36 protein-coding genes are annotated in these 24,629 nt (G+C 68.6%); 6 read left to right on the top strand and 30 right to left on the bottom strand.

Features of this window, described 5'->3' with window-relative positions:
• Position 1: 1 nt before the first annotated feature.
• Together EXE47_RS00315 and EXE47_RS00310 are read right to left on the bottom strand one after the other, a co-directional pair.
• Entirely contained in the window at positions 2-247 is a 246-nt protein-coding gene (locus EXE47_RS00315) for a hypothetical protein (RefSeq protein ID WP_089308354.1), read from the bottom strand.
• Between the two features lie 106 nt (positions 248-353).
• On the bottom strand, positions 354-533 hold the full coding sequence (locus tag EXE47_RS00310) for a hypothetical protein (RefSeq protein ID WP_049930222.1): 180 nt from the start codon (positions 531-533) through the stop codon (positions 354-356).
• A gap of 96 nt (positions 534-629) precedes the next feature.
• Here EXE47_RS00310 and eif1A point away from each other — a divergent pair, with 96 nt between their 5' ends.
• Both eif1A and EXE47_RS00300 read left to right on the top strand, forming a co-directional pair.
• Entirely contained in the window at positions 630-920 is a 291-nt protein-coding gene (gene eif1A / locus EXE47_RS00305; protein WP_004597376.1) for a translation initiation factor eIF-1A, read from the top strand.
• 191 nt (positions 921-1,111) lie between these two features.
• Complete coding sequence (locus EXE47_RS00300; protein ID WP_094553473.1) at positions 1,112-2,011, top strand: RimK family alpha-L-glutamate ligase; 900 nt, start codon at positions 1,112-1,114, stop codon at positions 2,009-2,011.
• Between the two features lie 33 nt (positions 2,012-2,044).
• Here EXE47_RS00300 and EXE47_RS00295 read toward each other — a convergent pair whose 3' ends face one another.
• The gene (locus EXE47_RS00295; RefSeq protein ID WP_049930219.1) at positions 2,045-2,425 is read right to left on the bottom strand and encodes an Hsp20/alpha crystallin family protein; all 381 of its coding nucleotides are present in this window, start codon (positions 2,423-2,425) and stop codon (positions 2,045-2,047) included.
• Positions 2,426-2,643: 218 nt separating this feature from the next.
• Here EXE47_RS00295 and gap point away from each other — a divergent pair, with 218 nt between their 5' ends.
• Complete coding sequence (gene gap, locus EXE47_RS00290) at positions 2,644-3,696, top strand: type I glyceraldehyde-3-phosphate dehydrogenase (protein ID WP_137707940.1); 1,053 nt, start codon at positions 2,644-2,646, stop codon at positions 3,694-3,696.
• Between the two features lie 132 nt (positions 3,697-3,828).
• Entirely contained in the window at positions 3,829-5,058 is a 1,230-nt protein-coding gene (locus tag EXE47_RS00285) for a phosphoglycerate kinase (protein WP_137707939.1), read from the top strand.
• A gap of 85 nt (positions 5,059-5,143) precedes the next feature.
• Here EXE47_RS00285 and lrp read toward each other — a convergent pair whose 3' ends face one another.
• Positions 5,144-5,602 carry an HTH-type transcriptional regulator Lrp gene (gene lrp, locus EXE47_RS00280; RefSeq protein WP_008441157.1) on the bottom strand — a complete coding sequence of 153 codons (459 nt, stop codon included), beginning with the start codon at positions 5,600-5,602 and terminating at the stop codon, positions 5,144-5,146.
• Positions 5,603-5,728: 126 nt separating this feature from the next.
• On the opposite strand from lrp, the gene glnA reads away from it, so the two are divergent.
• Positions 5,729-7,093, top strand: a complete 1,365-nt coding sequence (gene glnA, locus EXE47_RS00275) for a type I glutamate--ammonia ligase (RefSeq protein ID WP_086216099.1) — start codon at positions 5,729-5,731, stop codon at positions 7,091-7,093.
• A gap of 62 nt (positions 7,094-7,155) precedes the next feature.
• On the opposite strand, the gene EXE47_RS00270 is transcribed toward glnA, so the two are convergent.
• From EXE47_RS00270 to EXE47_RS00260, 3 genes are all read right to left on the bottom strand, one after another.
• The gene (locus tag EXE47_RS00270; protein WP_049930211.1) at positions 7,156-8,136 is read right to left on the bottom strand and encodes a phosphatase PAP2 family protein; all 981 of its coding nucleotides are present in this window, start codon (positions 8,134-8,136) and stop codon (positions 7,156-7,158) included.
• A gap of 15 nt (positions 8,137-8,151) precedes the next feature.
• The gene (locus EXE47_RS00265) at positions 8,152-9,474 is read right to left on the bottom strand and encodes a YihY/virulence factor BrkB family protein (RefSeq protein WP_089308357.1); all 1,323 of its coding nucleotides are present in this window, start codon (positions 9,472-9,474) and stop codon (positions 8,152-8,154) included.
• Between the two features lie 109 nt (positions 9,475-9,583).
• Positions 9,584-10,714 (bottom strand): tRNA (guanine(26)-N(2))-dimethyltransferase, encoded by a 1,131-nt coding sequence (locus tag EXE47_RS00260; protein ID WP_049930208.1) that lies wholly within the window; start codon positions 10,712-10,714, stop codon positions 9,584-9,586.
• Positions 10,715-10,903: 189 nt separating this feature from the next.
• Here EXE47_RS00260 and EXE47_RS00255 point away from each other — a divergent pair, with 189 nt between their 5' ends.
• Positions 10,904-11,662, top strand: coding sequence for a hypothetical protein (locus EXE47_RS00255; protein WP_049930207.1), 759 nt, complete (start codon positions 10,904-10,906; stop codon positions 11,660-11,662).
• A gap of 511 nt (positions 11,663-12,173) precedes the next feature.
• On the opposite strand, the gene secY is transcribed toward EXE47_RS00255, so the two are convergent.
• Genes secY through rpl4p form a run of 23 tightly spaced genes read right to left on the bottom strand, consistent with a single transcriptional unit; the run spans position 12,174 to position 24,627 of the window.
• On the bottom strand, positions 12,174-13,655 hold the full coding sequence (gene secY, locus EXE47_RS00250; protein WP_049930205.1) for a preprotein translocase subunit SecY: 1,482 nt from the start codon (positions 13,653-13,655) through the stop codon (positions 12,174-12,176).
• 1 nt (position 13,656) lies between these two features.
• Entirely contained in the window at positions 13,657-14,154 is a 498-nt protein-coding gene (locus EXE47_RS00245) for an uL15m family ribosomal protein (protein WP_086216135.1), read from the bottom strand.
• Positions 14,151-14,615 carry a 50S ribosomal protein L30 gene (locus EXE47_RS00240; protein ID WP_049930202.1) on the bottom strand — a complete coding sequence of 155 codons (465 nt, stop codon included), beginning with the start codon at positions 14,613-14,615 and terminating at the stop codon, positions 14,151-14,153. Before EXE47_RS00240 ends, EXE47_RS00245 begins: the two co-directional genes overlap by 4 nt.
• Positions 14,615-15,262 carry a 30S ribosomal protein S5 gene (locus EXE47_RS00235; RefSeq protein ID WP_049930200.1) on the bottom strand — a complete coding sequence of 216 codons (648 nt, stop codon included), beginning with the start codon at positions 15,260-15,262 and terminating at the stop codon, positions 14,615-14,617. Before EXE47_RS00235 ends, EXE47_RS00240 begins: the two co-directional genes overlap by 1 nt.
• Positions 15,255-15,812, bottom strand: a complete 558-nt coding sequence (locus tag EXE47_RS00230; protein ID WP_049930198.1) for a 50S ribosomal protein L18 — start codon at positions 15,810-15,812, stop codon at positions 15,255-15,257. Before EXE47_RS00230 ends, EXE47_RS00235 begins: the two co-directional genes overlap by 8 nt.
• Entirely contained in the window at positions 15,812-16,273 is a 462-nt protein-coding gene (locus EXE47_RS00225; RefSeq protein WP_049930197.1) for a 50S ribosomal protein L19e, read from the bottom strand. Before EXE47_RS00225 ends, EXE47_RS00230 begins: the two co-directional genes overlap by 1 nt.
• Positions 16,266-16,976, bottom strand: a complete 711-nt coding sequence (locus EXE47_RS00220) for a 50S ribosomal protein L32e (RefSeq protein ID WP_049930196.1) — start codon at positions 16,974-16,976, stop codon at positions 16,266-16,268. Before EXE47_RS00220 ends, EXE47_RS00225 begins: the two co-directional genes overlap by 8 nt.
• A 3-nt stretch (positions 16,977-16,979) precedes the next feature.
• The gene (locus tag EXE47_RS00215; protein WP_049930194.1) at positions 16,980-17,513 is read right to left on the bottom strand and encodes a 50S ribosomal protein L6; all 534 of its coding nucleotides are present in this window, start codon (positions 17,511-17,513) and stop codon (positions 16,980-16,982) included.
• Positions 17,514-17,515: 2 nt separating this feature from the next.
• Entirely contained in the window at positions 17,516-17,908 is a 393-nt protein-coding gene (locus EXE47_RS00210) for a 30S ribosomal protein S8 (protein WP_004047215.1), read from the bottom strand.
• Between the two features lie 2 nt (positions 17,909-17,910).
• Entirely contained in the window at positions 17,911-18,084 is a 174-nt protein-coding gene (locus EXE47_RS00205) for a 30S ribosomal protein S14 (RefSeq protein WP_004597423.1), read from the bottom strand.
• Positions 18,081-18,605: a 50S ribosomal protein L5 gene (locus tag EXE47_RS00200; protein ID WP_049930678.1), complete on the bottom strand. Its 525-nt coding sequence runs from the start codon at positions 18,603-18,605 to the stop codon at positions 18,081-18,083. The genes EXE47_RS00205 and EXE47_RS00200 overlap by 4 nt, the downstream gene beginning before the upstream one ends.
• Positions 18,598-19,311: a 30S ribosomal protein S4e gene (locus tag EXE47_RS00195; RefSeq protein ID WP_049930192.1), complete on the bottom strand. Its 714-nt coding sequence runs from the start codon at positions 19,309-19,311 to the stop codon at positions 18,598-18,600. The genes EXE47_RS00200 and EXE47_RS00195 overlap by 8 nt, the downstream gene beginning before the upstream one ends.
• On the bottom strand, positions 19,308-19,664 hold the full coding sequence (rplX, locus tag EXE47_RS00190; RefSeq protein WP_049930190.1) for a 50S ribosomal protein L24: 357 nt from the start codon (positions 19,662-19,664) through the stop codon (positions 19,308-19,310). Before rplX ends, EXE47_RS00195 begins: the two co-directional genes overlap by 4 nt.
• Positions 19,665-19,666: 2 nt before the next feature.
• Positions 19,667-20,065 carry a 50S ribosomal protein L14 gene (locus EXE47_RS00185; RefSeq protein ID WP_004597429.1) on the bottom strand — a complete coding sequence of 133 codons (399 nt, stop codon included), beginning with the start codon at positions 20,063-20,065 and terminating at the stop codon, positions 19,667-19,669.
• Positions 20,065-20,409, bottom strand: coding sequence for a 30S ribosomal protein S17 (locus tag EXE47_RS00180; protein WP_006114464.1), 345 nt, complete (start codon positions 20,407-20,409; stop codon positions 20,065-20,067). Before EXE47_RS00180 ends, EXE47_RS00185 begins: the two co-directional genes overlap by 1 nt.
• 11 nt (positions 20,410-20,420) lie before the next feature.
• Positions 20,421-20,858 (bottom strand): ribonuclease P protein component 1, encoded by a 438-nt coding sequence (locus EXE47_RS00175; RefSeq protein WP_137707938.1) that lies wholly within the window; start codon positions 20,856-20,858, stop codon positions 20,421-20,423.
• Between the two features lies 1 nt (position 20,859).
• Complete coding sequence (gene rpmC, locus EXE47_RS00170; protein WP_006114466.1) at positions 20,860-21,078, bottom strand: 50S ribosomal protein L29; 219 nt, start codon at positions 21,076-21,078, stop codon at positions 20,860-20,862.
• A complete protein-coding gene (locus tag EXE47_RS00165) occupies positions 21,078-22,016 on the bottom strand; it encodes a 30S ribosomal protein S3 (protein ID WP_049930186.1) in 939 nt (312 codons plus the stop codon). The genes rpmC and EXE47_RS00165 overlap by 1 nt, the downstream gene beginning before the upstream one ends.
• Positions 22,016-22,480, bottom strand: coding sequence for a 50S ribosomal protein L22 (locus tag EXE47_RS00160; protein WP_006114468.1), 465 nt, complete (start codon positions 22,478-22,480; stop codon positions 22,016-22,018). Before EXE47_RS00160 ends, EXE47_RS00165 begins: the two co-directional genes overlap by 1 nt.
• A 3-nt stretch (positions 22,481-22,483) precedes the next feature.
• Positions 22,484-22,909 (bottom strand): 30S ribosomal protein S19, encoded by a 426-nt coding sequence (locus EXE47_RS00155; RefSeq protein ID WP_049930185.1) that lies wholly within the window; start codon positions 22,907-22,909, stop codon positions 22,484-22,486.
• A complete protein-coding gene (locus tag EXE47_RS00150) occupies positions 22,906-23,628 on the bottom strand; it encodes a 50S ribosomal protein L2 (RefSeq protein WP_049930183.1) in 723 nt (240 codons plus the stop codon). The genes EXE47_RS00155 and EXE47_RS00150 overlap by 4 nt, the downstream gene beginning before the upstream one ends.
• A gap of 1 nt (position 23,629) precedes the next feature.
• Positions 23,630-23,884: a 50S ribosomal protein L23 gene (locus EXE47_RS00145; RefSeq protein WP_049930182.1), complete on the bottom strand. Its 255-nt coding sequence runs from the start codon at positions 23,882-23,884 to the stop codon at positions 23,630-23,632.
• Positions 23,881-24,627, bottom strand: a complete 747-nt coding sequence (rpl4p, locus tag EXE47_RS00140) for a 50S ribosomal protein L4 (protein ID WP_086216128.1) — start codon at positions 24,625-24,627, stop codon at positions 23,881-23,883. Before rpl4p ends, EXE47_RS00145 begins: the two co-directional genes overlap by 4 nt.
• Positions 24,628-24,629 lie beyond the last annotated feature (2 nt).

Below are 24,629 nucleotides of genomic sequence, written 5' to 3'. Positions count from 1 at the left end.
GTTACTCGCCGCTCGCGAGGCGGCGCAGCCGCGGGAGCGCCTGCTCGTAGCCGAGACCGACGAGGCCGACGTACAGCGCGATCAGTCCCATGCCGACGGCCCACGCGCCGAGGACGAGATCGCCGCCGGAGACGGCGGAGAGCCCGAACTGTTCGAGCACGACGCCGACCGCGGCGGCCGCGCCGGCGCCGACGGCAGCGGCGAGGAGTTCGACGAGTTCGACCGCGACGGCAGGTACTTCGACCATACCCGGTGAGGGACGGTCGGCGATTATGACTCTTTCGGGACCACGGTGAACGCCGCGTCGAGCGGACGGCCGCTCGTCCGGAGTCGGTCGGACCGCCGCCGAGGGTTCACTTCAGCCCGAACGATCGCATGGCGGTGTCGACGAGCCCCTTCGCGATCAGCGCGAGACCGGCGAGCACGACCATCAGGGCGCCGGCGACGACCGGATCGCGGAGGGTCAGGATACCGATACCGACGAGGACGACGAGGACGCCGGCGATGCCTTCGAGTCCGAGCGTGTCACGCATGTCGTCGCCTCGGCGGTCCCCGGAGGTAAAAGGGCCGTTTCGGTCCCGGCGGAGAGCGGCCCTTTTATTTCCGCGAGCGCGTATCACCGCGTACGCATGAGCAACGGAGACGGCGGCGGTCGGAACGACCTCCGGATGCCCGACGACGACGAGGTGTTCGCGGAGGTCGTCGAGATGCTCGGCGCGAACCGCGTCAAGGTGCGCTGCGCGGACGGGAAACAGCGGACCGCGCGCATCCCCGGCCGGATGCAAAAGCGCGTGTGGATCCGCGAAGACGACATCGTCCTCGTCGAGCCGTGGGACTGGCAGGACGAGAAGGCCGACATCTCGTGGCGCTACGAGAAGAGCGAGGCCGAACAGCTCCGCGAGGAAGGCCACCTCCAATAGGTCGCTTCGCGCGTATCGACGGGAGACCTCGCCGACACCTCGACCGCTTATTCGTACGTATCAGACTGCGAATCGACGGTGAACGCCTCCGAGTCCCCGGCCGCGAGGCACGCGCTACCGGCCGTCGGAACGCGTCGCTGCCGTCGTTCCGCTCGCGCCGTTTTTAAGTCCGAACGGCCCCCAACACGGTTATGCTCCGGCTCGCGATGACCACCGACGCGGAGACGTTCGAGCGCGTGCGCGGACCCCTCGCGGACCGCGGCATCGACGTCGGTCACGTCCGAGCGAAAGAGCGAGCGCTGCGCGTCTCGGGCGGCGCGGCGGCGCGAGACGGCGCGGACGACCCCGACGAGTTCGCCGACTTCGACGTCGGCCTCGTCTACCCCACCCGGCTCATGGAGGGCGCGGTCGTCGACGAGCGGCTGGGCGTGCCGTGGGTGAACGGCCGCGACGCGGTCGTGACTTCGCGCAACAAGGCCGGCGTGCTGGCGACGCTCTCCGCCGCCGGCCTCCCGACGCCGAAGACGACGCTCGTGTCGAACCCCGTCGACGAGTCGGTCGTCGTCGACGCCGCGAGCGAGTTCTCCTACCCGGTCGTCGTGAAGCCGAACTCCGCGACCCGCGGGGTGGGCGTCGCGACCGCGACCGACCTCGACTCGCTGCTGGGCGTCGTCGACTACCTGAACCTGATCCACGACTACCGCGCGACCGGCGACAAGTCGTTCCTGCTTCAGGAGTACCTTCCCGACGCGCGCGACTACCGCGCGATGGTCGTCGACGGCGCGTACGCCGGGGCGGTGGAACGCGAACTCGACGCCGACGCGCTCGCGGCCGGCCGGTGGAAACACAACGTCCACCGCGGTGCGACCGCTCGCGGCGTCGACCTCGATCCGCGAGCGCGCGACCTCGCGGAGCGCGCGGCCGCGGCGCTGGGGATCGACTACCTCGGCGTCGACCTGCTCGCGACCGACGACCGGCTCGTCGTCAACGAGACGAACGCGCGGCCGACGGTCGACGCCGCGACGAAGTACGAGGACGGCTTCTACGACCGGTTCGCGGCGCTCGTCCGGCGGACCGCCGAGGAGGAGTGAGGAGAGCGAGCGAGCCCCGGGAGGCGGGCCGGCTCAGACGAGGTCGATCGACGCGCTGTCCTCGTCGCGGTCGAACGAGACCTCGAGGACGCCGTTGTTGAACGTCGCGTCGGCGGAGTGCTCGTCGACGGGCGCGGGGAGGTCGACCGTCTCGTCGTACTCGCGCCGGTCGGAGACCGCGGAGATGGTGAGCGCGTCGCCGTCACAGCGGAGCGAGAGGTCCTCCTTCGAGACGGCGGGGAGGTCGGCGACGAGACGCACCGACTCCTCGGTGGTGTACGCGTCGACGTGGGTGTCGGAGCCGAACCCGGCGTCGTCGGCCGACGGAGCGTCGCCGGTGGCCATCTCGTTCATCATCCGCTCGATCTCCTCGAAGAAGTCTCCGAACGGATCGTCGCGGTCGTCTCTGTCCATACCTTCCGTGAGGTCGGTGACCCCGATAAGCCTTCTGTCGGTCGCCGTATCGGCCGCTATCCGCCGCGGGAAAGCAGCGATCCGGCGGACGACGAGCGACCGCCGTCGCCGGCCCTCGGCCGCGAGACGCGACACCGGCCGTAACAAATTCCAACGATTATGACGGTCTCGCCGCGACTGGGCCGGATTTAAGTAGTTGCGGCTCGGCTTTTTCGAATATGAGTAAATCGAATCTGGCGGCCGGTGACGACGTGAGCGACGACGAGGTCGTGCGGGTGGGCCTCAACGGCTTCGGTCGCATCGGGCGCAACGTGTTCCGCGCGGTGTTAGAGAGCCCGCGGATCGAACTCGTCGGGATCAACGACGTGATGGACTTCGACGACATGGGGTATCTCGCGAAGTACGACACCGTCATGGGTCGTCTCGACGGCGTCGAGCGCGACGGCGATGAGCTGACGGTCGGCGACACGGCCGTCCCGCTGTTCAACGTTCAGGACCCCGCCGACCTCCCGTGGGACGAGCTCGATGTCGACGTCGCCCTAGAGTGTACGGGCGTCTTCCGCACCCGCGACGACGCGAGCGCGCACCTCGACGGCGGCGCCGACACCGTGATCATCTCGGCGCCCCCGAAGGGCGACAAGCCGGTCAAACAGCTCGTCTACGGCGTCAACCACGACGAGTACGAGGGCGACGACGTGATCTCGAACGCCTCCTGTACGACGAACTCCATCACGCCGGTCGCGAAGGTGCTCGACGCGGAGTTCGGCATCGACGCCGGTACCCTCACCACCGTCCACGCCTACACGGGCTCGCAGAGCCTCATCGACGGCCCGATGAGCAAGCGTCGCCGCGGCCGCGCGGCTGCCGAGAACATCGTTCCCACCTCGACGGGCGCCGCGGGCGCGGCGCAGAAGGTCCTCCCGCAGCTGGAGGGGAAGATCGACGGCATGGCGATGCGCGTCCCGGTCCCGAGCGGCTCCCTCACCGAGTTCGTCGTCAGCCTCGACGAGACCGTCACCGAGGAGGAGGTCAACGCCGCCTTCCGCGAAGCCGCCGACTCCGGTCCGCTCGCGGGCGTTCTCGGCTACACCGACGACGAGGTCGTCTCCTCCGACATCGTCGGCCTCCCGTTCTCCAGCTACGTCGACCTCCAGTCGACGAACGTCATCGCCGGCGGGAAGCTGCTGAAGATCCTCACCTGGTACGACAACGAGTACGGCTTCTCGAACCGGCTGCTCGACATGGCCGCGTACGTCCACGACGAGGCGTAGACGGCCGGTTCGTCTGGCGCGTCGGGACCGACGCGCTCGACACGCACCGCCCGTTCGACGGGACGGACCTTCGGACGGCAACGTTCCCCCGGAGCGCAACCGCTTAACGAGCTCATCGACGACTCCTCACCCATGCCCGCGTTCAACACCCTCGACGACCTCTCGGCAGACTCGCGCGTCCTCGTCCGACTGGACCTCAACTCGCCCATCGAGGACGGAACACCGCAGGACAACCGCCGCTTCGAGCGCCACGCGGAGACCGTCCGCGAGCTGGCCGAGGCGGGACACCGCGTCGTCCTGCTGGCCCATCAGGGCCGACCCGGTCGCGACGACTTCACGTCGCTCGGCGGCCACGCCGAGATCCTCGCCGACCGCGTCGGCCGCGACGTTGGGTTCGTGGCCGACACGTACGGCGACGAGGCGCTGGAGGCGATCGACGCGCTCGACGCGGGAGAGATCCTCCTGCTGGAGAACACGCGGATGTGCGACGACGAGCTTCCGGAGGCGTCGCCCGAAGAGAAGGCCGAGACGGAGTTCGTCCGGACGCTCGCGCCGCTGTTCGACGCGTACGTCAACGACGCCTACTCGGCGGCCCACCGGAAGCACGCCTCGCTCGTCGGCTTCCCGCTCGTCCTCCCCGCGTACGCGGGCCGCGTGATGGAGACGGAGTACGAGGCGAACACCGCGATCGCGACCCACGAGTTCGACGGCCCGGTCACGATGGTCGTCGGGGGGACGAAGGCGACCGACGTGATCGGCGTAATGGACGCCCTCGACGACCGCGTCGACCGCTTCCTCCTCGGCGGCGTCGCCGGGGAGCTATTCCTCCGCGCCGCGGGTCACCCCGTCGGCCGCGACGTGGGCGAGATGGACCTCTTCGACGAGCAGTGGGAGCGGAACCGCGAGCTGATCGAGTCGGTCCTCGACGAGCGCGGCGACGCGATCCGCCTCGCGAGCGACCTTGCGTACGAGGGTCCCGACGGCGAGCGCGCTGAGGTCCCCGTCGACGACATCGGCGAGAAGGAGACGGGGTACCTCGACGTGGGGGCGACGACGGTCGCCGACTACGAGCCGGCGATCCGCGAGTCCGACGCGGTCTTCGTGAAGGGCGCGCTCGGCGTCTTCGAGGACGAGCGGTTCGCCGACGGCACCGTGGGCGTCCTCGACGCCATCGCGGAGACGGACTGCTTCTCGGTCGTCGGCGGGGGCGACACCTCGCGGGCCATCGAGATGTACGGGCTGAGCGAGGCGGACTTCTCGCACGTCTCCATCGCGGGCGGCGCGTACATCCGCGCGCTGACGGGCGAGCCGCTCCCGGCGGTGGAGACGCTGGAGGCGGCGGCGGAGCGGCGGAGAGACTGAGCCGGCAGCGGGCAGCGCGGGGACGGCTCGCGCCGGTACGAAGAGAGGTGTCGGCGGCGCGGAGAGGGCCCCGGCGGCGGCCGAACTACTCCTTGACGTCGAGGTCGAACTGCTCGTTCTCCGTGACCGCGTTGAGGACGACGCTCGTGTTCGACTCCCTGATGTCCGCGTCCGTGAGGATCGACTTGATCTGGTCGTTCATCCCGTCCGTGTCGGTAAACTTCCCGATGGCGATCACGTCGTAATCCCCGGTGACCTCGTAGACGCTCACCATCTGTTTCTCCTGCCGCAGCTTCTCGGTCACGTCCGGCAGCGCGCTCCCTTCGACCTTGAGCTGGAGCACGGCGGTCACGTCGTAGCCGAGCTTGTCGTAGTCGACGACGGGCGTGTACCCCCGAATGACGCCTTCCTCTTCGAGGTCGCGCAGGTGGTTCGAAACGGTCGTCACCGATACGTCGAGTTCGTCGCCCAAGCTCCGGAGACTCGCGCGGCCGTTGCTGAGCAGCGAGTTGATGAGCTTCGCGTCGAGGTTTTCGTACGTCATCACACCTAACCACGCTTTCGGGGGTTTAGAATTTTACGAACGTCCAGCAGTTTTGCCTGTCCGGCGGTTCATGCGCCAAGCGATAAGGCCTTTATACTGGCAGATAACGAATCAAACGTCCAGAACATGACGGACGAACACGCGAAACCGGACGGCGGCCTCACGGCCGAGGAACAGGCGGTACTCGACGAGATCGAGGAGCAGAACGTCGATTTCCTGCGGCTTCAGTTCACTGACATCCTCGGCGTCGTGAAGAACGTCTCCGTCCCCGCCCACCAGGCGGAGAAGGCGTTCACCGAAGGCATCTACTTCGACGGCTCCTCAATCGAGGGGTTCGTGCGCATCCAGGAGTCGGACATGCGGCTCGTCCCCGACCCCGACACGTTCGCGGTGCTCCCGTGGCGCAACGACGGCGACTCGGGCGCGGCGCGGCTCATCTGTGACATCGTCGACACCGACGGCGAGCCGTTCGTCGGCGGGCCGCGGCAGGTCCTGAAGTCGGTCCTCGCCGAGGCCGAGGAGATGGGCTACTCCGTCTCGATCGGGCCGGAGCCGGAGTTCTTCCTGTTCGAGAAGGACGACGACGGCAACGCGACGACCATCCCGCACGACAACGGCGGCTACTTCGATCTCGCCCCGAAGGACCTCGCGTCCGACGTGCGCAAGGAGATCATCTTCACCTTAGAGGAGATGGGCTTCGAGATCGAGGCCTCCCACCACGAGGTCGCGGAGGGCCAACACGAGATCAACTTCAAGTACGCCGACGCGCTCACGACCGCGGACAACATCGCGACGTTCCGCGCCGTCGTTCGCGCGGTCGCCGAGCAGCACGACCTCCACGCGACGTTCATGCCCAAGCCCATCGCCGACATCAACGGCTCGGGCATGCACAGCCACATCTCGCTGTTCGACGAGGACGGCAACGCCTTCGCCGACGACTCCGACGAGTTCAACCTGAGCGAGACGGCCTACCAGTTCATGGGCGGCATCCTGAACCACGCCCCCGCGTTCACGGCGGTCACGAACCCGACCGTGAACTCCTACAAGCGGCTGGTGCCCGGCTACGAGGCCCCGATCTACGTCGCGTGGTCCGACACGAACCGCTCGGCGCTCGTCCGCGTCCCGGACGCCGCGGGCGTCTCCGCGCGCTTCGAGGTCCGCAGCCCCGACCCGTCCTGTAACCCCTACCTCGGCATGGCGTCGCTCATCGCCGCCGGCCTCGACGGGATCAAGACCGGCGCCGACCCGGGCGACCCGGTCCGCGAGGACATCTACGAGTTCGACGACGCGAAGCGCGAGGAGTACGGCATCGAGACGCTGCCCCCGAACCTCGGCGCCGCGGTCGAGGAGCTGGAGACCGACGAGGTGCTCCAGGAGGCGCTCGGCCCGCACACCTCCGAGAAGTTCGCCGAGGCGAAGTCTCAGGAGTTCAGCGAGTACCTCACCCAGGTGTCGCAGTGGGAGGAGGACCGCTACCTGGAGACGTTCTGAGCCCGGTCCGAGTCGAGTAGCCCCTGACCGCGGTCCGCGACGGGACTTTTTCCGACGCCGCGTCACTCGGCGAGCGACCGCTCGATCCGCCCGGACAGCGCCGGGAGCGCGACGACGGCGACCACGGCGGCGGTCGTCGCGACCAGCGTCACCGGCAGCGTCCCCGCGAGGGCGTACGCGCCGACCCAGAGGCCGCCGGTGACCGCGAGCGCGGGGACGGCGACGCGGGGCGGGACCGACGGCTCCTCGCCGTCGACGAACCGCCAGCCGATCGCGCCCCCGGCACCGGTGGCGATCCCGATCCCCGCCTCGACGACTTCCCCCGTGTGCCCGCCGGCGACGGCGACGGCCAGCGCGCCCGCGGAGACGACCGCCGCGAGGGCGAACGCCGGTGCGGGGTTCAGATCGGCGGTCGGTCCGGCCGCCGCGTCCGTGCCGGGCGAGCCGCGGACCCGCGGGTCGCCGGCGAGCCGCAGGGCAACGGCGACGGTCCCCGCGCCGACGAGCAGGCCGGCGAGCACGTCGACGAGGTAGTGGACTTCGATGACGACCCGCGAGGCCGCGACGGCGACGGCGACCGCCCCGGCCGCGAGGTAGCGGGCGCGGTCGGTCCAGAGCCGGTCGTACAGCAGCGCGAGCGCGAGGTACGCCGCCGCGCCGCCGGTGGCGTGCCCGCTCGGGAAGCCGAACCCGTCCGAGAGCACCTGCGCCTCGTACCAGCCCGACAGGAGCGCGGGGAGCCACGTCGGCACGTCCGCCGGGGGCATCGCGCCGGGCGGGCGGGGGGCCGCGAACCACGCCTTGCCGAGCGCCGTCGCGGCGTACGCGCAGGTGACGGCCGCGATGGCCGTGGCGCCGGCGCGGCGCGGCGAGCCCGCGACCCCCTCGCTCGCGAACCAGTAGCCGACGGCGAGCATGGCGAAGAGCAGCCACGGGTCCGCGAGGTGGGTGACTGCCGCGAAGACCACGACGACGGCCTCCGGGAGGGCGTCGACGACGGCGAACTCGCCGATCCCACGCTCGGCGGCGACGAGTCCCGTCACGCGTCCGTCGTCCGGTCAGTCATCGCCGCGGCGGCGGGCGTAGTCGAGCGCCTTCCCCGGCGTTTCGATCAGGTTGAGGCCGATACCGACGACGACGAAGATCGTGTACAGGCCGAGCGTCGAGAGTCCGAGGACGACGATGGCGCCGACCGCGTAGATCCCGTCGAGGGAGGTCAACGCGGCGAGCGTCAGCACGGTCCCGTACAGCAGCACGAGGTACGGGCCCCAGCCGCGGGCGTGGCCGCGGCGCATCCGCGAGCGGACGTACCGCTTCAGCTCCGACTCGACCTCCGGTTTGTCGACCGTCCGGCGTTCCACGTCGTCCTCGAACTCGTCGAGCTGCGACCGCAGCTCCCGGACCTCCGCTTCGAGGGCGGCGACGTCCGGCGCGCCGCGCGGCCGTTCGCCGTCGTCCCCCTCGGGATCCGACTCGCCGTTCATACCCGTGGGTCGGTCGCGGTCCTGTTGTAACTGCCGGTCCGCGGCGTCGTCGGTGCCGTCGAACGCGGCGGCGGGACCGCCGCCCCCGGCCTCCCCGGAGTCGTCGCCGCCAGTCCCCCGCCCGGCGAGCACCACGTTGACCACGCCACCGAGGACGACGACGACGGCGGCGAGGTACAGCCACGTGACCAGCAGGAGGATGCCGCCGATGACGCCGTACACCTCGTACTGCGCGGCGCCCGCGGCGTACACCTGAAACCCGGCCTGAAGCAGCGTCCAGCAGACCGCCGCGAACGCCGCGCCCGGCAGCGCCTCGCGGACGGCGATCGCCGGCTGCGGCAGGAGGTAGTACATCGGGAGGAACACGACCGCGAGGAGAGCGGGCAGGGCGAGGACGCTCGCCGCCTCGATCAGGGGAAGCGCGTCCGCGGCCGCGACGAACGCGCCCACGGCGACCATCACGCCGAGGCCGACGCCGACGCCGACGACGACCGAGGCGGCGTCGGCGACCTGCTTGAGGAGGCCGGGCGCCTCCTCGCCGCCGTACAGCGAGACGAACGCCGTGTCGAGCCCGCGGAACACCTTCAGCGTCGACCAGATCAGCAGCCCGACCCCGAGCAGGCTCGCGCCGGTCCGCCCGCCGGCCGAGGAGACGGCCCCGACGACCGCCTCCTCGCCGGCCGGCGTGAGGAACTCGCCCGTGGACGCCACCAGCTCGGCGGCGATGGTCTCGCCGAAGACGGCGGTGGCGACGACGACCAGCAGCAGGAGCGCGGGGACGAGCGAGACGAACGCGTAGTAGGCGATGGCGGCCGCGAGGAACGTCACCTGCCTGTCGACCGCGAGGTCGGCGACGCGTCGAACCGTCCCGAACGCGGTGCGCGAGTGTCGAGACACGTCACGCGTTTCGACCGACCGCGACAAAAGCGGGAGGGTGCCGGGCGCGGCGCGGGCGGGCGCTCGTGGGGTGGAATTCGCGGCGGGAGCGAACGCGGCCGCGGCCCCGTCAGTCCGCGTTGTCGCCGAGGACCGCCTCGCGCATCTCGGGGATGGACGCCGTGCTCTTCACCGCCGTGCCACGGTAGTGCGCGCGGCTCGCCTCGTGGCCGGCCCCGCGGACGCGCTCGACGAACTCGTCCATCCCGATCGCGGGCTCACCCCACTCCTTGTACAGCCGGTGCTGGTCGTAGTGCGTGGGGGTGTCGAGTTCGCGAGCGACCGTCCCGAGCAGCTTGCGCGCACGCTTCGCCTCGCCCATGTCGTCCGTCACCTCGCGGCGGACGGCGCGCGCGAAGTCGGCGTCCGCGACCGGGCCGAGCCAGATCGGACCGGCCGTGAGGACGCGGTCGCTCCCGCACTCCGGGCAGGCGTCGACCGGGTCGGCGACGTGCCCCGGCGTCGCCGAGCGCCAGAGGCAGTCCTCGCAGTGGTCGACGTACCCCACGCCGTCGAGGCAGTCGTCGGCCGCGCGGGCGCCCGACTCCAGTTCGAGGTAGGTCCGCGCGTAGTGACGGGAGACGTGCGAGAGGATCGGCGTCGCCGCCTTGTCGTAGCGCGCGGCAGTCCGCACCAAGGCGGATATCAGCGTTCGGAGCCCCATCTCGGGGTGATAGTCGGTGTTGCGCGGGACCGCGCCGTACTTCCGGATCCCGCTGTTGAGGTGGGCGCCGCACAGCGGCGCGGTGTCGGTGGCGGTGACGCAGACCAGGTTGCGCCCGTTCGCGAACGCGGCGTCCGCGAAGGGGATCGGTGTGCCGTACGGGTCCAGATCGACGACGTCGAACGGCCCCTCGTCGTACAGGAGGGCGTTGACGTCGCGGTGGACCGCCTCGCCGTCGAGGCCGTTGGCGTCGAGGTTCGTGGCGGCGAGCTCGACCGCGTCCGCGTCGACGTCGGCGCAGGTGACCCGATACCCCTCCGCGGCGGCGCGGACCCCCCTGACCCCGGAGGCGGCCATCGCGTCGAGGTACGAGGCGACGCGCGGTTCGCGGTCGCGGTAGGCGCGCAGCGTCGCGACCGTCACGTCGCGGTTCAGCTCCTGTGTCGGGTTGAAGAAGACGCCGCCGCCGGTGCCCTTGCTGGCGCCGTCGCGAGCCTCCGGGACGGAGACGGTGAGTCCGCCCTCTTCGATGTCCATACGCTCGATTCGACCATCCGGCGTAAAAGGGTCGCGCTCCGGGTCCGGGGGTGCGCTCCGGATCTCCGGGCGCGGGGCGCGGACGCCCAACGAGGGAGGCTTTTACGCCGCGGGCTCGCAAGGTAACCGTATGAACGGATATCCCACGCGGCGGGCGAGCGCGGTCGACGAGGAGACGGAGGGCCGGGAATGGTAAGCCCGGCGCGGGTAGACGCGGCGACCGACATCGCGTACGGCGCGCTGATCGTCCTGTCGATCGTGTTGATCGCGACGACGCAGGTGAACAACGTCGCGATCGCGTTCGGGATCGGGGTGTTCGCGTCGTACGTGATCCACGTCGTGTGGAAGATGGCCCGCTTCGATCCGGACTGGATGACGCGCGAGGTCGCCGACCAGGTCGGGAAACAGGTCGAAGAGAGCGTCGGCGAGACCGTCGACAAGGAGGTCGAGAAGACCGTCGGTGAGACCGTCAACAAGGAGGTCGAGAAGACCGTCGGCGAAACGGTGAGCAAGGAGGTCGAGAAGACCGTCGAGGAGACGGTCGGCGAGAAGGTGGAGGAGACCGTGAGCAAGGAGGTCGAGAAGAGCGTCGGCGAGACCGTCAACAAGGAGGTCGGCGAGGTCGCCGACGACGTCAGCGACACGGTCAGCGAGGAGGTCTCGGGCAAGGTCGAAGAGACCGTGGGCGAGACAGTAGAGAAGACCGTCGAGGAGACCGTCGGCGAGAAAGTCGAAGAGACGGTAGAGAAGACCGTCGAGGAGACCGTCGGCGAGAAAGTCGAAGAGACGGTGGAGAAAACCGTCGAAGAAACCGTCGGCGAGAAAGTCGAAGAGACGGTGGAGAAAACCGTCGAAGAAAAGGTCGAAGAAGCTGCCGAGGAGATGAGCGACGACGAAGAGGACGCGGCGGACGAAGCCGCTGCGAGCGATCGGTCCGACGCCGTATAGCCGGGGCGACCGCGGTCGGCGGCCTCGGTGGTATCGAGCCGAGCGGTGCGTCTCCGAGCGAAAGGCGACCAGCCGGAACAACCCGATCTGGTCACACCTCGGGAGTCGCGGGCGATAGCGGCCGAACCCGACCGGTCGCTCCCCTAACGCCGAGTTCTCGATCCGTTGTCGACGCGAAGCGTCAGGAACCGACTCGGCGCGATACTGTGTCGTTTGAATTTACACCGACGGAATCGACAGCTGGCGATGTACCGGAGGTACCAGTACGTCGTCGTGGCTCGGTGAACGTTGAGCCGGCCGTTGTATCCGCATCCGCGCGGGGGGCGTCCGCTTCCGTCTGTTCGACCGGTGTTTCGATAGATTCCGGTTAATCGTCGGCGATCGCCTCGGTCTCGTCGAGTTGCTCGAAGAAGCCGTCCGAGTCGGTCACTTCGACTCCCACCGGTAGGAGACTGCTGAGTACGACGCAGTCGCTCAGGGACGAAGAAGAACGGAAAGGAGTGGATGTTCGCTACTCGTTGCCGAACATCTGGCGCATCATCGGGTGCATCTCCATGAGCTGCTCTTCGGCGATCTCCTCGTACAGCTTGTACGTGATAGAGACCGCAAGCAGTAGCCCGGTGCCGGAGACCTGCCCGATGGTGCCGAGCAGGTTCGCCATCACGGCGAGCAGCCCGACGAGGGCGCCGCCGATGACGGTCACCTGCGGGATGTACCGCTCCATGACCTTCTCGACGACCTGCGGGTTCCGGCGGAACCCGGGGATCTGCATCCCGGAGTTCTGGATCTGTTTCGCGGTCGCCTCCGGCCCCATGCCGGTAGTCTCGACCCAGAAGATCGCGAAGATAGCGCCGCCGACGATCATAAACGCGAGGTCGATTGCGAGCCGGATCGCGATCATCCACGGCTCGACAGACGCCGGTATCTCACCGAGGAACCACATCCACTGCCCCCGGCTCTGAATCGGGTTCAGGTAGTAGAACAACCCGCCGATGGGCTGCCCCTGCTCGCTGTAGGTCCCGAGTATCGCCGGCATCCCCGCCCACTGCGAGGAGAGGATCTGGCCGAGGAACTGGATGTTCGCCTGTAGCGCGCGAACGAGGATCATTGGGAGGACGGACGCGTAGATGAGCTTCACCGGGAAGCGTCCGCGGGCGCCCTTCACGCGGGCGTGCGACAGCGGGATCTCGACGCGGACCGACTCCGCGTACACGACGATCCCGAAGATGAACACCGTGGTGAAAAGCGCCAGAATGTTCCCCGGATCGAAGAGGAGATTCTGGAGCCCCTCCGCCGTGAACGGCGACATCGACACCGGCACGTCGCCGAAGATGACGCCGTACCAGCTCGCGAAGAAGCCGGAGGCGCCGAGTGCGGAGAAGCTGAAGAAGCCGCCGACGATCTGCTGGCTCACCGACGCGATGATGAACAGCCCGACGCCGGAGCCGACGCCCCACTTGCTCACGATCTCGTCCATGAACAGGATGAGGATGCCGCCGACGAAGATCTGCGCGAAGATCAGCACCTGAACGCCGAACGTCCCGATGCCGAGCGCGCTCGCGACCGCGTCGTCCGCGGGGAGGAACCCCCCGGTGAACACCATCGGCGCCGCCGTGAGGGCGGAGACGATGATCACCAGCAGCTTCTGGAGGCCCTGATAGAGGACCTGGTCGCGCGGGTCGTTCTCGGTGTCGAGCCCGAGGAGGTTCGCACCGCCCAACAGCTGGAGGACGATGGACGCCGTGACGATCGGTCCGATACCGACCTGTAGCAGCGACCCGGACGACCCGGCGAGCACCGACCGGAACTGCCCGAAGAAGTCCGACCCCTGCCCGACCGCCAACCCGAACGGGTTGATGTTGGTCAGGAAGAAGTAGACGATCAGGATTCCGGCCGTCCACGTAAGCTTCCGTCTGAACGGGACGTGTCCCGCGGGCCGCTCCACGACGGGCATCCGCGAGAGCACCGGTTCGGCGGCCTCCTTCCAGCTCATGTTACGCCTCGTCGTTCTCGTCGTCGGAAGTGTTTTCCGGTTCGTCAGCGGGCTCTTCGGCGCGCTCGGAGAGCGTCGCCTCGCCGCCCGCCTCCTCGATGAGCTCGACCGCACCGGCGGTGAACGCGTCGGCCGTGACGCGGAGCTCGCGGCGGACCTGCCCGCCGCCGAGCACCTTCACCACGTCAGCCTCGTGGCCGTCCTCAACGACGTCGCGCGCGTCGAAGACGTACGCGTCGCCGTCCTCCTCGGCGAGACCGTCCGCGGCGTACAGCGCCGCGTCCTCGTCGAGCTTCTGGATCTTCACTTCGAGGACCTCCGTCTGAGCGTCCTCGGGGCGCTTGAACCCGTGCTTGCCGAGCGGACCGTAGTTGTGGTACTCGTGTTTCGCGCGACCGGCCGCGCCGCGACCGCCGCGATGCCCGGCGCCGCGCCGGTTCTTGTGCGTACCGCCGCCGTGCGTCCGAGAGCCGCGCTGTCGTCGTTTCTTGCTCGTCATCGCATCGCCTCCAGGAGACTGTCGATCTCCTCGGTGGTGTGTTTCCCGAGTTCGCCGCCCTCGATCACGGGGTGTTTGATGCCCTCGTGACCGCCGCGGGGGGCGTGGAGCCGCAGCGTCGGCGAGAGACCCTGCTCGCGCAGCGTGGTCTCCTCGTCGACGAGCGCCTCGGCCAGCGCCTCCAGGTCGGCGTAGTCGGTGTTGTCGTCGATCCACTCGTCGTCGACGTCGGCCGAGCCTTCGAGCGGCTCGCCGCGCCGCGCGATCGTTCGCGCGACGGCCTCGACGCTCGGTTCCCCGAACGCGACGACATCGTTGACCTTCGCGATCATGCCGCTGTACGAGTCCGTCTCGGGGACGAGCGTCGCATGGTTGACGCGCCCGACGTTCAGCATGTCGAGCGTGTCCTCAACGCCGGACCCGAGATTAACCTCGCCGCGGAGCTGAACGATCGCCTGCATCACTCGCTCACCTCGTCGTAGTGGACTTCGCGCGCGTGCTGGGGCGTACGGGACTGCGCCGCGTTCTCCAGCGCGTTGAACGTCGCCTTCGCGAGGTTCACCGTCGTGCGCGTGTTGCCGTCGGAGTTCGTCCAGGCGTCCTCGACGCCGGCGAGCTCTAGGATGTTGCGGACCGTCTCCGCGGCCGCGAGGCCCAGCCCCTGCGGGGCGGGCTTGATCTCGACGGTGACGGAGCCGGCCTTGCCCTTCGCCGTGCGGGTCAGGGAGTTGGTGCCGCCGGGCTGGTCCTCCCAGGACCCGGAGCCGCGGTCCACCGAGATGATGTTCAGCTTCGCGACGTCGATCGCCTTCTGGATCGCGCCGCCGACCTGGTCGTCGCGGGCCTGCGCGTAGCCGAGGTAGCCGTCGCGGTTGCCCACGGCGACCACGCAACGGAACTTCACGCGGCGGCCGGAGTCGGTCATGCGCTGGACCATGTTGATGTCCAGCACCTCGTCTTCGAGCCCCGGGAGGAGCTGGTCGACGATCTCGGCCTCCTTCAGCGGGAGCCCGGACTGGAGCGCCTGTTCCATCGACGTGATGTCGCCGTCCTGTACCTTGCGGCCGAGTCGCGTCCGCGGTTCCCAGCCGTCGTTGTGTCTACTCATGGTCCTCCTGGATTGTCGCGAGCACGTCGTCGAAGTGCTCGGGTAGCTCGCTGGCGTCGAACGCGCCGCTGTACAGCGGCTCGTCGAGCTGCTCGGCGTAGTCGGCGATGTGTTCGCCGCGCGTGCGCGACCAGTCGGCCAGCACGTCGTCGTTGTGCGGGATCTCGAGGCCCGCGTCAATCGCTCCTTCCTGTACCGCGAACGTCTTGTTGCCGGGCGTCGCCGTGTTGAGCCCGATGTCGAGGACGGCCTCGTCGAGGCCGGCGTCGACGGCGCGAGCGCCCGCGAGGTACCCGGTGAGGTACGCGCTGGGGAGGTTGCCCGTGGGGGCGTCCCAGCCGTACTCGCCGAGCTCCTCGCTGGAGGCGGCCGCGTGGGTCTCGTCGCCGTCGGATCCGGGGGTCACCAGCTGCGCCCTGACGTGAGCGTTGCTCACCCGAGCGACCAGGCGAGGCTTGCCCGATTTCAGCAGGCGCAACCTCTGATGGTAATCCGTCCGGACCTCGCGGCGGCGCCGCATCGGCACCTTGTATCGTGGTCCTGTCGCCATTAGTCCGTCACCTCGTAACCGTACTGCGTCTCGATGAACGCCTCGAGACGGGCGACGTCCTCGAAGTCTCCCCCGCTCGCTTTGTTGTACAGCGTGCGGTACTCGGAGGCGTCGAGCACGTCTTCGTCGTCGCGAAGCTCCTTCAGGCGGGCCCGCTGTGCGCGGATGCGCGCCTTCCAGTCGTCTTTCGTGTCCTGTCGCGCGCCGGAGCGACCCTTGCGGGAGCCGGCGCCCGACTGATGCCCGTACGAGCGCTTGTCGGCGCGCTCGCGGGCGCGACCGCGCGAGTTCGTCTTCGCGTCCTTCGCGCGGATCGTTCCCTGTTCGATGAGCTCGCGGACGTCCTCGCGGGTGATGGCGTCCTCGATCTCTTCCTGTGCCTCGGGGTCGAGCCAGACGCGGCCCTTGCCGACGTCGAGCTCGTCCGCTGCGAGCCGTTTCTGCGCCTTCAGATCACTCATCGTCGACCTCCACTTCGACGTAGGTCGGGTTCAGCACGCGAATGCCGCGCTCCTCCGCCTCGTCTTCGATCAGTTCGCGCTTTCGACCGCCGACCTTCGAGGCGATCCGCACCGCCTGCGTGTCGCCGTCGACGCCCTCAAGATCGTCCGTGTTGTGGACGCGGACCTCCTCGAAGCCGCTCGGGTGGAGGTCGCGCGACGCCGTCGGCGAACGGAAGCCGGCCTCGACGACCGGCCCCTTCGACTTCATGCGGCGGCGCTGCTTGGAGAGCCCGCCGCGCGGCTTGCGCCACGACGTCGGGATCCGCTTTTTCTTGTGGTAGTCCTGCCGGTTGAACTGCGGTTTCCCCTCGCGGTGCTTCTGTGCGAGCGCGCGAGCGGTCTCGTCGTCCAGTTCCGGCGTCTTGTCGGCGTGACCGCGGGGCCGAAGCTCCGTCTCGACCGTCTCGGACTCCTCGGCCTCGTCGACCGGCTCCTCCTCGTCGGTCTCGTCTTCAATCTCCGCGTCCGCCTCCTCGTCGACCTCCAGCCCCCCGACGTCGGCCTTGACACGCGCTGCGAGCGCGTTGCCGACGCCGTCGACCTCGGAGAGCTCCGACTGGGAGGCGGCCTTCACGTCCTCGACCGTCTCGTAGCCGGCCTCGCGAAGCGCGTCCGCCTTCGAGGGACCGACACCGCTGATGTCTTCCAGTTCGTCTGCCATCGGTTAGGCACCTCCGGTGGGTTTCTCGACGATGTACACGCCGTCCTGGAAGACGCGCGTGTCCTTGTCGGTCACCTTCGTCAGCTGTTCGATGTCGGCGGCGGTCTGGCCGACGGCCTCCTTGTCGGAGCCCGAGAGCGTGACCGTCTCGCCGTCGATCTGTACGTCCGTGTCTCCGCGGATGGGGGTGCGCCGCGCGGCGCTCTCTCCGAGGAAGTTCTCGATGACGACCTCGTCGCCCTCCACGTTCACCTGCATCGGGAAGTGGGCGTAGTACACTTCCATGGCGTACTCCCAGCCCTCGGTGACGCCGTGGATCATGTTGGCGACGTGGCTCTCGAAGGTGCCGACGGTGGCGTTGGTCTTCGCGTCCTCGTTCTCGGTCGCGATGACCACCGCGCCGTCCTCGATCGTCACGTCGACGTCGGGGTACCAGAGGCGTCGCGTGACGCTCCCGTTGGGTCCTTCGACGGTGAGTTCGAGGTGGTCGGTCTCGGCGGAGACGTCGTCCGGAATCTCGATTTCGACTCTGTTCATTGTTAGTAGACGTATGCGATCACTTGGCCGCCGATGCCCTCCTCGCGGGCCTCGTAGTGGCTCATGACGCCGTGGCTCGTCGTGACGATGAGCGTCCCGTAGTCACGGGCGGGGAGGTACCGCTTCTCCCACTTCTCGAACTCGTCCGCACCCGCGGAGTAGCGGGGCTTGACGGCGCCACACTCGTTGATCGCGCCTTTCAGTTCGACCTCGAACTTCCCGGCTTTCCCGTCGTCGACGTACTCGAAGCCGTCGACGTACCCGCGGTCGTAGAGGACCTCGAGGACGGAGCCGATGATGTTCGAAGCGGGCTCTACCGTGTACGACAGGTGGCCAACGCTCTCGGCGTTGTCCATGCCGGCGAGCGCGTTGGTGAATGGATCGTTTCCCGTCATGATCAGCTGTACTTCTCGAATCCCATGTCTCGGGCGACCTCGCGGAAGCACTGCCGGCAGAGGTTGATGTCGTACTTGCCGACGAGTCCCTGCTCGCGGTCGCACCGCCGGCACGTGTGCCGGGAGTCGGTGCGCTTCGCGGCGTGCTCGCCCGTGTCGTTGTTCGCTTCGCTCATTCGGTTACCTCGACGTCGAAGTTCGTTTCGAGGAACGCGGCCGCGTCCTCGGCTGTCATCCGGTGGCGAGAGGGAATGGTCCCCGTCGCCTTGTCGCGTTTCGAGACGCGGTAGCCGGGACGGACGATCGTCGTCGTCACGTCGAGGCCGTAGATCCCGATGTTGGGGTCGTACTCCTGGCTCGGAAAGTCGGTGTGGTCCTCGACCCCGAAGCTGAGGTTACCCGTGTCGTCGAACTGGCTCCGCGAGACATCGACGAGATCGAGCGCGGTCTCGAGGAACGCGTGCGCGTCCTCGCCCCGCAGCGTCACCTTGACGCCGATCGGGTCGCCCTTGCGGATCCCGAACTCGGCGATGGTGCGCTTCGAGGTGGTCCGGACCGACTGCTGGCCCGTGATCTCCTCGATGATCTCCTCGGCGTCCGCGAGCGGCTCACCGCCCTGCCCGACGCCCATGTGGACGACGACCTTCTCGAGGGACGGCTCGCGCATCTCGTGGTCGGCGCTCTCGGCTTCACTCATCCGCATCACCCTCGTCGTCGGTGAAGTTCTCGTCGATGACGACGACGTACTCCTCGACCGTCTCGTAGCCGCCGTCCTCGCTGGCGACGGTCACAGTGTTGTCGCCGGAGCCGAGGGTCACGTCGATGTCCTCGATCTCGCCGATCTGGCCGGCGTGCTGGCCAGCGACGGCGGTCACCAAGGCGCCCTCCTCGTACTCGAAGTGGGCGACGATCTCCTTCGTCTCGTTGTCGACGACGATCGAGTCGTTCGTCTCGTAGTCCGCGTCGTCGTCGACGCGGACGTTCGTCCCGTCGTGGAGCGTCAGCTGCGTGACGCCGCCGGGGACGACGGTCTTGTTCGTGATCTTCCCGAGCCGGCTGCCCGCGGCGTCCTCGTCGACGGGAGTCAGCGCGAGCCGACCGCCCTCGTCGGGGAAGACGCGGAAGTACTCCCCGCGCTCGGGGAACGCCAGGATGTCGAACATCCCGATCGGACGCTGTTCGTCCGAGACGGCGTCCCCGTTGACGAGGATCGAGTCGTTGTTCAGCGCGTAGCGCGCCTCCTTCGTCGAGTCGACGTAGCCGAGCACGTCCCGCAGCAGGACGACGAGCGGAACGCCCGCCTCGCCGTGCGGGCCCGCGCCCGCCTTCACGGTGAACGTGTTCGTCTTGCGCTCGACCGGCCAGGAGTTCGGTACTGACAGTCGCTTCTGGTGTCGCGTCATTCGTTATCCTCCTGGAGCCGCGCCTCGCGGCGCTCGTCCTCGAGGTCCAGCTCGGTCACCCGGACGTTGCTCGCCGGAATCGGGCGGGGAACCTCCTCCCCGTCCGCCTTCTCGACGGTGACGTCCTCGACCGTGATCCGCTCGGCGGACAGGTCGACGGAGACGACCTCCGCCTCCGTGCCGGCCGCGTCGCCGCGAAGCACCTCGACGGTGTCGCCGGCGTTGACGCGGACGTTGCGCTGTCCGTACTCCTCGCGGAGCTCGTCGGTGAGGGTGGCCCGGACCTGATTCTGCCGCTCGTGGAGCGGCGCGGTCTCCGACCGTTTTCGTTGTTTGCGTGGCTGTTTCGTCATAGTTAGACGATCATCGTCGCGGTCGAGGCGATGCTCCCGAACCGTTCGGCGACCTCGCGGGCGACGGGGCCTTTGATCTCCGTGCCCCGCGGCTCCTCGAGGTCGTCGATGATGACGGCCGCGTTGTCCTCGAACTTCACGCGCGTGCCGTCCGGACGGCGGATCGGCTTGCGCTGGCGGACGACGACCGCCTCCAGCACCTGCCGCCGCATCTCCGGGGTCCCTTTGGTGACCGAGACGGTCACCTTGTCGCCGATCCCCGCCTTCGGGTGGCGGTTCTTCGTGCCGGAGTAGCCCGACACGGAGATGACCTTCAGCTCACGGGCGCCGGTGTTGTCGGCGCACGTGATCAGCGAGCCCTTCGAGAGCCCCTGCGTGACATCGGCCTTGAGCGCCTCCATCACTGATCACCCGAGCGGATCTCGACGACGACGTGGGACTTCGTCTTCGAGAGCGGTCGCGTCTCCGCGATCGTCACTTCGTCACCGACTTCGAGCGAGTCGAGCACGCCCGGCACGTGGGCCGGGATGCGCGAGCGACGCTTCATGTACCGATCGTATTTCGGTACGAACACGTCGTACTCTCGCTCGACGATGACGGTCTTTTCCATATCCGTCGACACGACCGTCCCCTCGCGGGTCTGGCCGCGGACGGAGAGCTGCCCGTAGAACGGGCATTTCTCGTAGTCGTAATCCTCCGGGTTGTCTGGCTCCGGAGGCGTGGGTACGTCGATTCCTATCGCCATTGTGTGGCACCTCATTCGGTGCGTTCGGCGGGCCGATATCGCAACCGATCGCCATCCACCGTCGCGTAGACCGCGTCTTTGCACTCGCCTCGGCGGCTCGCCGGACCCGCGCCGTCACCGTCGACGACGCTTGCGGATCCGGACGGGCCAGACTGACGGGGGCGGACCCCCGTAGTATCCGACCCGAGTTGGGACGCGGACCCCGGCGACTGTCCGTCGCCGGCGGCTTCATCTGTGCGAGCGGTCGGCGTCTCGGCGACGCCGAACTCGAACGTCGCGCCCGACTTGGGCACGCGTTTGTCCCCCGACGCCGTTCGGACCACGAGGGTACCGAACGTCTCGTCGAGCACGCGACCGGCGATACCCACGTGGGCGTCGCTGTCGGCGTCGGCCACCCGAACCGGGAGGCCGACGAGCTCGTGCCGGACGAGTGTGTCGGGGGAGATCATCTTACGCTTCGTCCTCGTCGAAGTCGCCTTCTTCCGCCTGGATCGTCTTGATCCGGGCGATCGTCTTCTTGAGCTCGTTGACGCGGCCCGGGCTCTCCGGCATGCCGCCGGCCGCCCGCTGCGCCTTCGAGTTGAGCAGCTCGGTCTCGAGCTCCTCGAGTTCGACCTGGCGCTCCGCCGCGGTCATGTCGCGGATCTCGTCGGTGTAGAGGATCGCCATTATTCGTCCTCCTCCTCCTCGTCGGCCGCCTCCATCTCCGCGACGAGGTCGGCCGCCTCGGACTCGATCTCTTCGTCCAGTTCGTCGAGCTCGTCGGCGTCCGCGTCGCCGACCGGCTCCTCCGCGGCGACGTCGGTCGCCTCGGTGGCCGTGTCCTGCGTCTCCTCGACGACCTCCTCGACGACCTCCTCGTCGATGACATCCGCGGGGTCCTCGTCGGGGACATCGACATCCTCGTCGGCGCCCACGTCGGGAACCTCCTCCGGATCCTCTTCGAGCAGCGCCTCGACGCCCTCGTCGTCGCCGGCGCCGGCGGCCGCCTGCTCGACCTCGGGGACCTCGGCGTCCTCGCGGATCTGGAAGTCGTCCGGGAGCGTCGCCCCCGGCGGAATGATCTTCACGTTGACGCCGATCGTCCCGAGCTTCATGACGGCGACGCCCTGGCCGTGGTCGACGACCTCCTCGGCGGGTTCGCCGTTGTGCTTGATGTAGCCGCGGTTGAACTTCTCGACGCGCGAGCGCGCGCCGGTGACCTTGCCGGACAGGACGATCTCGGCGCCCAGCGCGCCCGCGTCCATGATGCGGTCGATCGTCGTGTGACCGGCCTTCCGGAAGTACCAGCCGCGTTCGAGGGCGTTCGCCAGACGGTCCGCGACGATCTGTGCGTTCAGGTCGGGCTCGTCGACCTCCTGAACGTCGATCTGCGGGTCGTCCATGTCGAAGCGGTCCTCGAGCTCGGTGGTGATCTTGCGGATGTTCTTCCCGCCCTTCCCGATCACCATCCCGGGCTTTTCGGCCTTCAGGACGATCTGCGTGCCCATCGGCGTCTGGGCGACGTCCATCCCGCCGTAGCCGGCGCGGCCGAGCTCGTCCGCGAAGAACTCGTTGATCTGGGAACGGCGCAGGCCGTCCTCGATGAATTGGTGTTCGTCAGCCATTAGTTGTCAGCCTCCGGCTCCTCGATGATCAGTTCGACGTCCGCGAGCGTGGTGTTCCACTCGGTCGCGCCCGCGGCGCGGGGGTTCCGACCGGGTCGCTCGCCGACCTTGTGAGGGGCGACGTGTTTGATGACCATCGCCTCGCCGTCGAACCCCTGCTCGTCGGCGTTGTTCTTGACGTTCTCCAAGAGCTTGAGGAAGTCCTTGGCGGCCTTCTCGGGGTACCGTCCCGCGTCCCAGCCGTCGATGTCGGAGCGGTGGCCCGCGCCGGCGTTGTGCTGGCGCATCGGCACCGACGTCTCCTCGTCGATGACCTCCTGGAGGAACTCCTCCGCGTCGGCGACCGTCTCGCCTTTGATCTCTCGGGAGATCTCCTTGCTGTCCTTCACGCTGATGGGCCGGTCGCGGAGCATCCCCTTGGCGGTGGTCTCCGGGTCGGCCTCGACGCTGTAGTTGATTCCCATGGGTTACTTGAGGGGCACGAACTTCGAGGACCGGGTCGCGCCGATGCCGGCCTGACCGTGTTCGACGGTGCTTCGCGTGAGGTGGAACTCACCGAGGTAGTGCCCGATCATCTCGGGCTCAACCTGAACGCGCTCGAAGCTGTGGCCGTTGTACACGGCGAAGGTGACGCCGACGAACTCCGGCAGGATCGGCATGTCGCGCAGGTGCGTCCGGATCGGGTCGTCCGCCGTCGTCTCCTTGTCGCGGCTCCGGACCGTCTCCAGCAGCTTCTGCTGTTCGGTGCCGAGTCCGCGAACGATGCTTCGCCGCTGGCGTGCGGGGAGCAGTTCCGCGACCTCGTCTACGTCCATCTCCTGCAGCTCGTCGAGCGAGTGACCGCGGTAGGCGAACTCCTCGCCCTCGCGGCCGGTTCGGTAGTCTGAACTCATTTGTTGCCACCTCGTCCGGTGCGCTTGGATGCGATGTCACCGACCTTGCGTCCCGGCGGGGCGTCCCGCGAGACGGACTTCGGCTGGCCGGGGTGTTGGCGACCACCGCCACCGAAGGGGTGGTCGACGGCGTTCATCGCGACGCCGCGGACGCGCGGGTATTTCGTGCCGCGCGCCTTCATCTTGTGGTGTTTGTTGCCGGCCTTGACGAAGGGTTTCTCCGTCCGGCCGCCGCCCGCGACCACGCCGATCGTGGCGCGGCACTGCGGGTCGAGTCGCTTCACTTCGCCGCTGGGGAGCTGGACGACCGCGACGTCGCGGTCGTGGGTGAGGAGTGTCGCCGACACGCCAGAGGCGCGCGCGAACTTCCCGCCGTCCCCGCGGTTGCTCTCGACGTTACACACCGGGACGCCCTCGGGGATCTCCGCCAGCGGGAGCGTGTTGCCCGGCTTGATCTCGGCCGAGACGCCGACCTGAATCGTCTCGCCCACGCGTACGCCTTCCGGCGCGAGCACGAGCCGACGGTCGTCGTCCTCGAACTCGACCTCCGCGAGGGGGGCCGAGCGGGCCGGGTCGTGTTCGATCCCGACGATCTCGCCGGTGACCGTGTCCACGTCTTCGAGCTTCTTGTGCGACAGTTCCGCCTTGTAACGGTGGGAGGGGGCCCGGAACGTCGGGCCGCCGCGTCCGCGCCGTTGTCCTTGGATTCGTCGTCCCATCTCAGAACACCCCGATACGCGAGGCGATTTCGGTCGCGTCGTCGTCCGCGGACAGGGTGACGACCGCCTTCTTCTCGCCCTGCGGCGTCACCTGCGTGTTCACGTTGACGACGCCCACGTCGTAGCGCTCGGCGACCTCGGACTCGATCTCCGGTTTGGTCGCGTCCACGTCGACGAGGAACAGCAGCTTGTTGTTGAAGTCCATCTCGTTCATCGCCTGCTCGGTGACGATCGGATGCTCGATGATCGAGTTCATCGGTCGGCCACCTCCGAGACGGCGCTCTCGGTCCACAGCGTGAGTCGGCCCGGGTGCGCGCCGGGCGCGAGGTCCTCCGCGTTGACCTCGCGAGCGGTCGCGACGTCGACGCCCGCGAGGTTGCGGGCGGCGCGGGACGGCTCCTCGCTGGTGACGACGAGGACGGACTTGGGCTGGCGGTACTTGCGGCCGCGGGCCTTGCCCTGTCCGGCGCGGACGGAGCGACCCTCCTCGGCGCGCTCGATGTCGGCGTCGGCGCCGACGGCTTCGAGCACGCCAAGGGCGTCCTGCGTCTTCTCGAGGTCCTCGAACTCGTCGCTCACGACGAGCGGGAGGTCGAGGTCCTCGTCGAACGCGTGGCCGCGCTCGGCGACGAGCTCGGCGTCGGTCGTGGCCGCGATGGCCGACCGGATCGCGAGCTGTCGCTCCTTGTCGTTCAGTTGCTTCGACTGGTCCTTCTCGGCCTTCGGCGGGTGCGCGGCGCGCCCCGACACGGCGTGCGGGACGCGACGGGCGACGTTCTCGGAACGTGGCACGTGCGCGAGCCCGCGGCCGGAGCCGAACGATTCGGCGGGCGTCCGCAGCCCGGCGAACTCGTCGGCCCCGTAGGCCTGCTTCCGGTTGGCCTGAGCGGCGTCGACCGCGCGACCGATGAGGTCCGGTCGGAACGCGGTCTCGAAGACGGCCGGCAGCTCGACGCTGCCCGCCTCCTCGCCGTCCAGGTCGTGTACTGTTGCGTTCATTG

This window comes from Halorubrum sp. GN12_10-3_MGM (assembly GCF_005435235.1).
Lineage (GTDB): Archaea > Halobacteriota > Halobacteria > Halobacteriales > Haloferacaceae > Halorubrum > Halorubrum ezzemoulense.
Note: the sequence above shows the minus strand (reverse complement) of the source record. Positions and strands in the feature narration are given on the sequence as shown.

What these genes read in the sequence shown, in the direction of transcription:
- EXE47_RS00315 (WP_089308354.1), bottom strand. Translation starts at nt 247, where the DNA reads ATGGTCGAAGTACCTGCCGTCGCGGTCGAACTCGTCGAACTCCTCGCC.
- EXE47_RS00310 (WP_049930222.1), bottom strand. Translation starts at nt 533, where the DNA reads ATGCGTGACACGCTCGGACTCGAAGGCATCGCCGGCGTCCTCGTCGTC.
- eif1A (WP_004597376.1), top strand. Translation starts at nt 630, where the DNA reads ATGAGCAACGGAGACGGCGGCGGTCGGAACGACCTCCGGATGCCCGAC.
- EXE47_RS00300 (WP_094553473.1), top strand. Translation starts at nt 1,112, where the DNA reads ATGCTCCGGCTCGCGATGACCACCGACGCGGAGACGTTCGAGCGCGTG.
- EXE47_RS00295 (WP_049930219.1), bottom strand. Translation starts at nt 2,425, where the DNA reads ATGGACAGAGACGACCGCGACGATCCGTTCGGAGACTTCTTCGAGGAG.
- gap (WP_137707940.1), top strand. Translation starts at nt 2,644, where the DNA reads ATGAGTAAATCGAATCTGGCGGCCGGTGACGACGTGAGCGACGACGAG.
- EXE47_RS00285 (WP_137707939.1), top strand. Translation starts at nt 3,829, where the DNA reads ATGCCCGCGTTCAACACCCTCGACGACCTCTCGGCAGACTCGCGCGTC.
- lrp (WP_008441157.1), bottom strand. Translation starts at nt 5,602, where the DNA reads ATGACGTACGAAAACCTCGACGCGAAGCTCATCAACTCGCTGCTCAGC.
- glnA (WP_086216099.1), top strand. Translation starts at nt 5,729, where the DNA reads ATGACGGACGAACACGCGAAACCGGACGGCGGCCTCACGGCCGAGGAA.
- EXE47_RS00260 (WP_049930208.1), bottom strand. Translation starts at nt 10,714, where the DNA reads ATGGACATCGAAGAGGGCGGACTCACCGTCTCCGTCCCGGAGGCTCGC.
- EXE47_RS00255 (WP_049930207.1), top strand. Translation starts at nt 10,904, where the DNA reads ATGGTAAGCCCGGCGCGGGTAGACGCGGCGACCGACATCGCGTACGGC.
- secY (WP_049930205.1), bottom strand. Translation starts at nt 13,655, where the DNA reads ATGAGCTGGAAGGAGGCCGCCGAACCGGTGCTCTCGCGGATGCCCGTC.
- EXE47_RS00245 (WP_086216135.1), bottom strand. Translation starts at nt 14,154, where the DNA reads ATGACGAGCAAGAAACGACGACAGCGCGGCTCTCGGACGCACGGCGGC.
- EXE47_RS00240 (WP_049930202.1), bottom strand. Translation starts at nt 14,615, where the DNA reads ATGCAGGCGATCGTTCAGCTCCGCGGCGAGGTTAATCTCGGGTCCGGC.
- EXE47_RS00235 (WP_049930200.1), bottom strand. Translation starts at nt 15,262, where the DNA reads ATGAGTAGACACAACGACGGCTGGGAACCGCGGACGCGACTCGGCCGC.
- EXE47_RS00230 (WP_049930198.1), bottom strand. Translation starts at nt 15,812, where the DNA reads ATGGCGACAGGACCACGATACAAGGTGCCGATGCGGCGCCGCCGCGAG.
- EXE47_RS00225 (WP_049930197.1), bottom strand. Translation starts at nt 16,273, where the DNA reads ATGAGTGATCTGAAGGCGCAGAAACGGCTCGCAGCGGACGAGCTCGAC.
- EXE47_RS00220 (WP_049930196.1), bottom strand. Translation starts at nt 16,976, where the DNA reads ATGGCAGACGAACTGGAAGACATCAGCGGTGTCGGTCCCTCGAAGGCG.
- EXE47_RS00215 (WP_049930194.1), bottom strand. Translation starts at nt 17,513, where the DNA reads ATGAACAGAGTCGAAATCGAGATTCCGGACGACGTCTCCGCCGAGACC.
- EXE47_RS00210 (WP_004047215.1), bottom strand. Translation starts at nt 17,908, where the DNA reads ATGACGGGAAACGATCCATTCACCAACGCGCTCGCCGGCATGGACAAC.
- EXE47_RS00205 (WP_004597423.1), bottom strand. Translation starts at nt 18,084, where the DNA reads ATGAGCGAAGCGAACAACGACACGGGCGAGCACGCCGCGAAGCGCACC.
- EXE47_RS00200 (WP_049930678.1), bottom strand. Translation starts at nt 18,605, where the DNA reads ATGAGTGAAGCCGAGAGCGCCGACCACGAGATGCGCGAGCCGTCCCTC.
- EXE47_RS00195 (WP_049930192.1), bottom strand. Translation starts at nt 19,311, where the DNA reads ATGACGCGACACCAGAAGCGACTGTCAGTACCGAACTCCTGGCCGGTC.
- rplX (WP_049930190.1), bottom strand. Translation starts at nt 19,664, where the DNA reads ATGACGAAACAGCCACGCAAACAACGAAAACGGTCGGAGACCGCGCCG.
- EXE47_RS00185 (WP_004597429.1), bottom strand. Translation starts at nt 20,065, where the DNA reads ATGGAGGCGCTCAAGGCCGATGTCACGCAGGGGCTCTCGAAGGGCTCG.
- EXE47_RS00180 (WP_006114464.1), bottom strand. Translation starts at nt 20,409, where the DNA reads ATGGCGATAGGAATCGACGTACCCACGCCTCCGGAGCCAGACAACCCG.
- EXE47_RS00175 (WP_137707938.1), bottom strand. Translation starts at nt 20,858, where the DNA reads ATGATCTCCCCCGACACACTCGTCCGGCACGAGCTCGTCGGCCTCCCG.
- rpmC (WP_006114466.1), bottom strand. Translation starts at nt 21,078, where the DNA reads ATGGCGATCCTCTACACCGACGAGATCCGCGACATGACCGCGGCGGAG.
- EXE47_RS00165 (WP_049930186.1), bottom strand. Translation starts at nt 22,016, where the DNA reads ATGGCTGACGAACACCAATTCATCGAGGACGGCCTGCGCCGTTCCCAG.
- EXE47_RS00160 (WP_006114468.1), bottom strand. Translation starts at nt 22,480, where the DNA reads ATGGGAATCAACTACAGCGTCGAGGCCGACCCGGAGACCACCGCCAAG.
- EXE47_RS00155 (WP_049930185.1), bottom strand. Translation starts at nt 22,909, where the DNA reads ATGAGTTCAGACTACCGAACCGGCCGCGAGGGCGAGGAGTTCGCCTAC.
- EXE47_RS00150 (WP_049930183.1), bottom strand. Translation starts at nt 23,628, where the DNA reads ATGGGACGACGAATCCAAGGACAACGGCGCGGACGCGGCGGCCCGACG.
- EXE47_RS00145 (WP_049930182.1), bottom strand. Translation starts at nt 23,884, where the DNA reads ATGAACTCGATCATCGAGCATCCGATCGTCACCGAGCAGGCGATGAAC.
- rpl4p (WP_086216128.1), bottom strand. Translation starts at nt 24,627, where the DNA reads ATGAACGCAACAGTACACGACCTGGACGGCGAGGAGGCGGGCAGCGTC.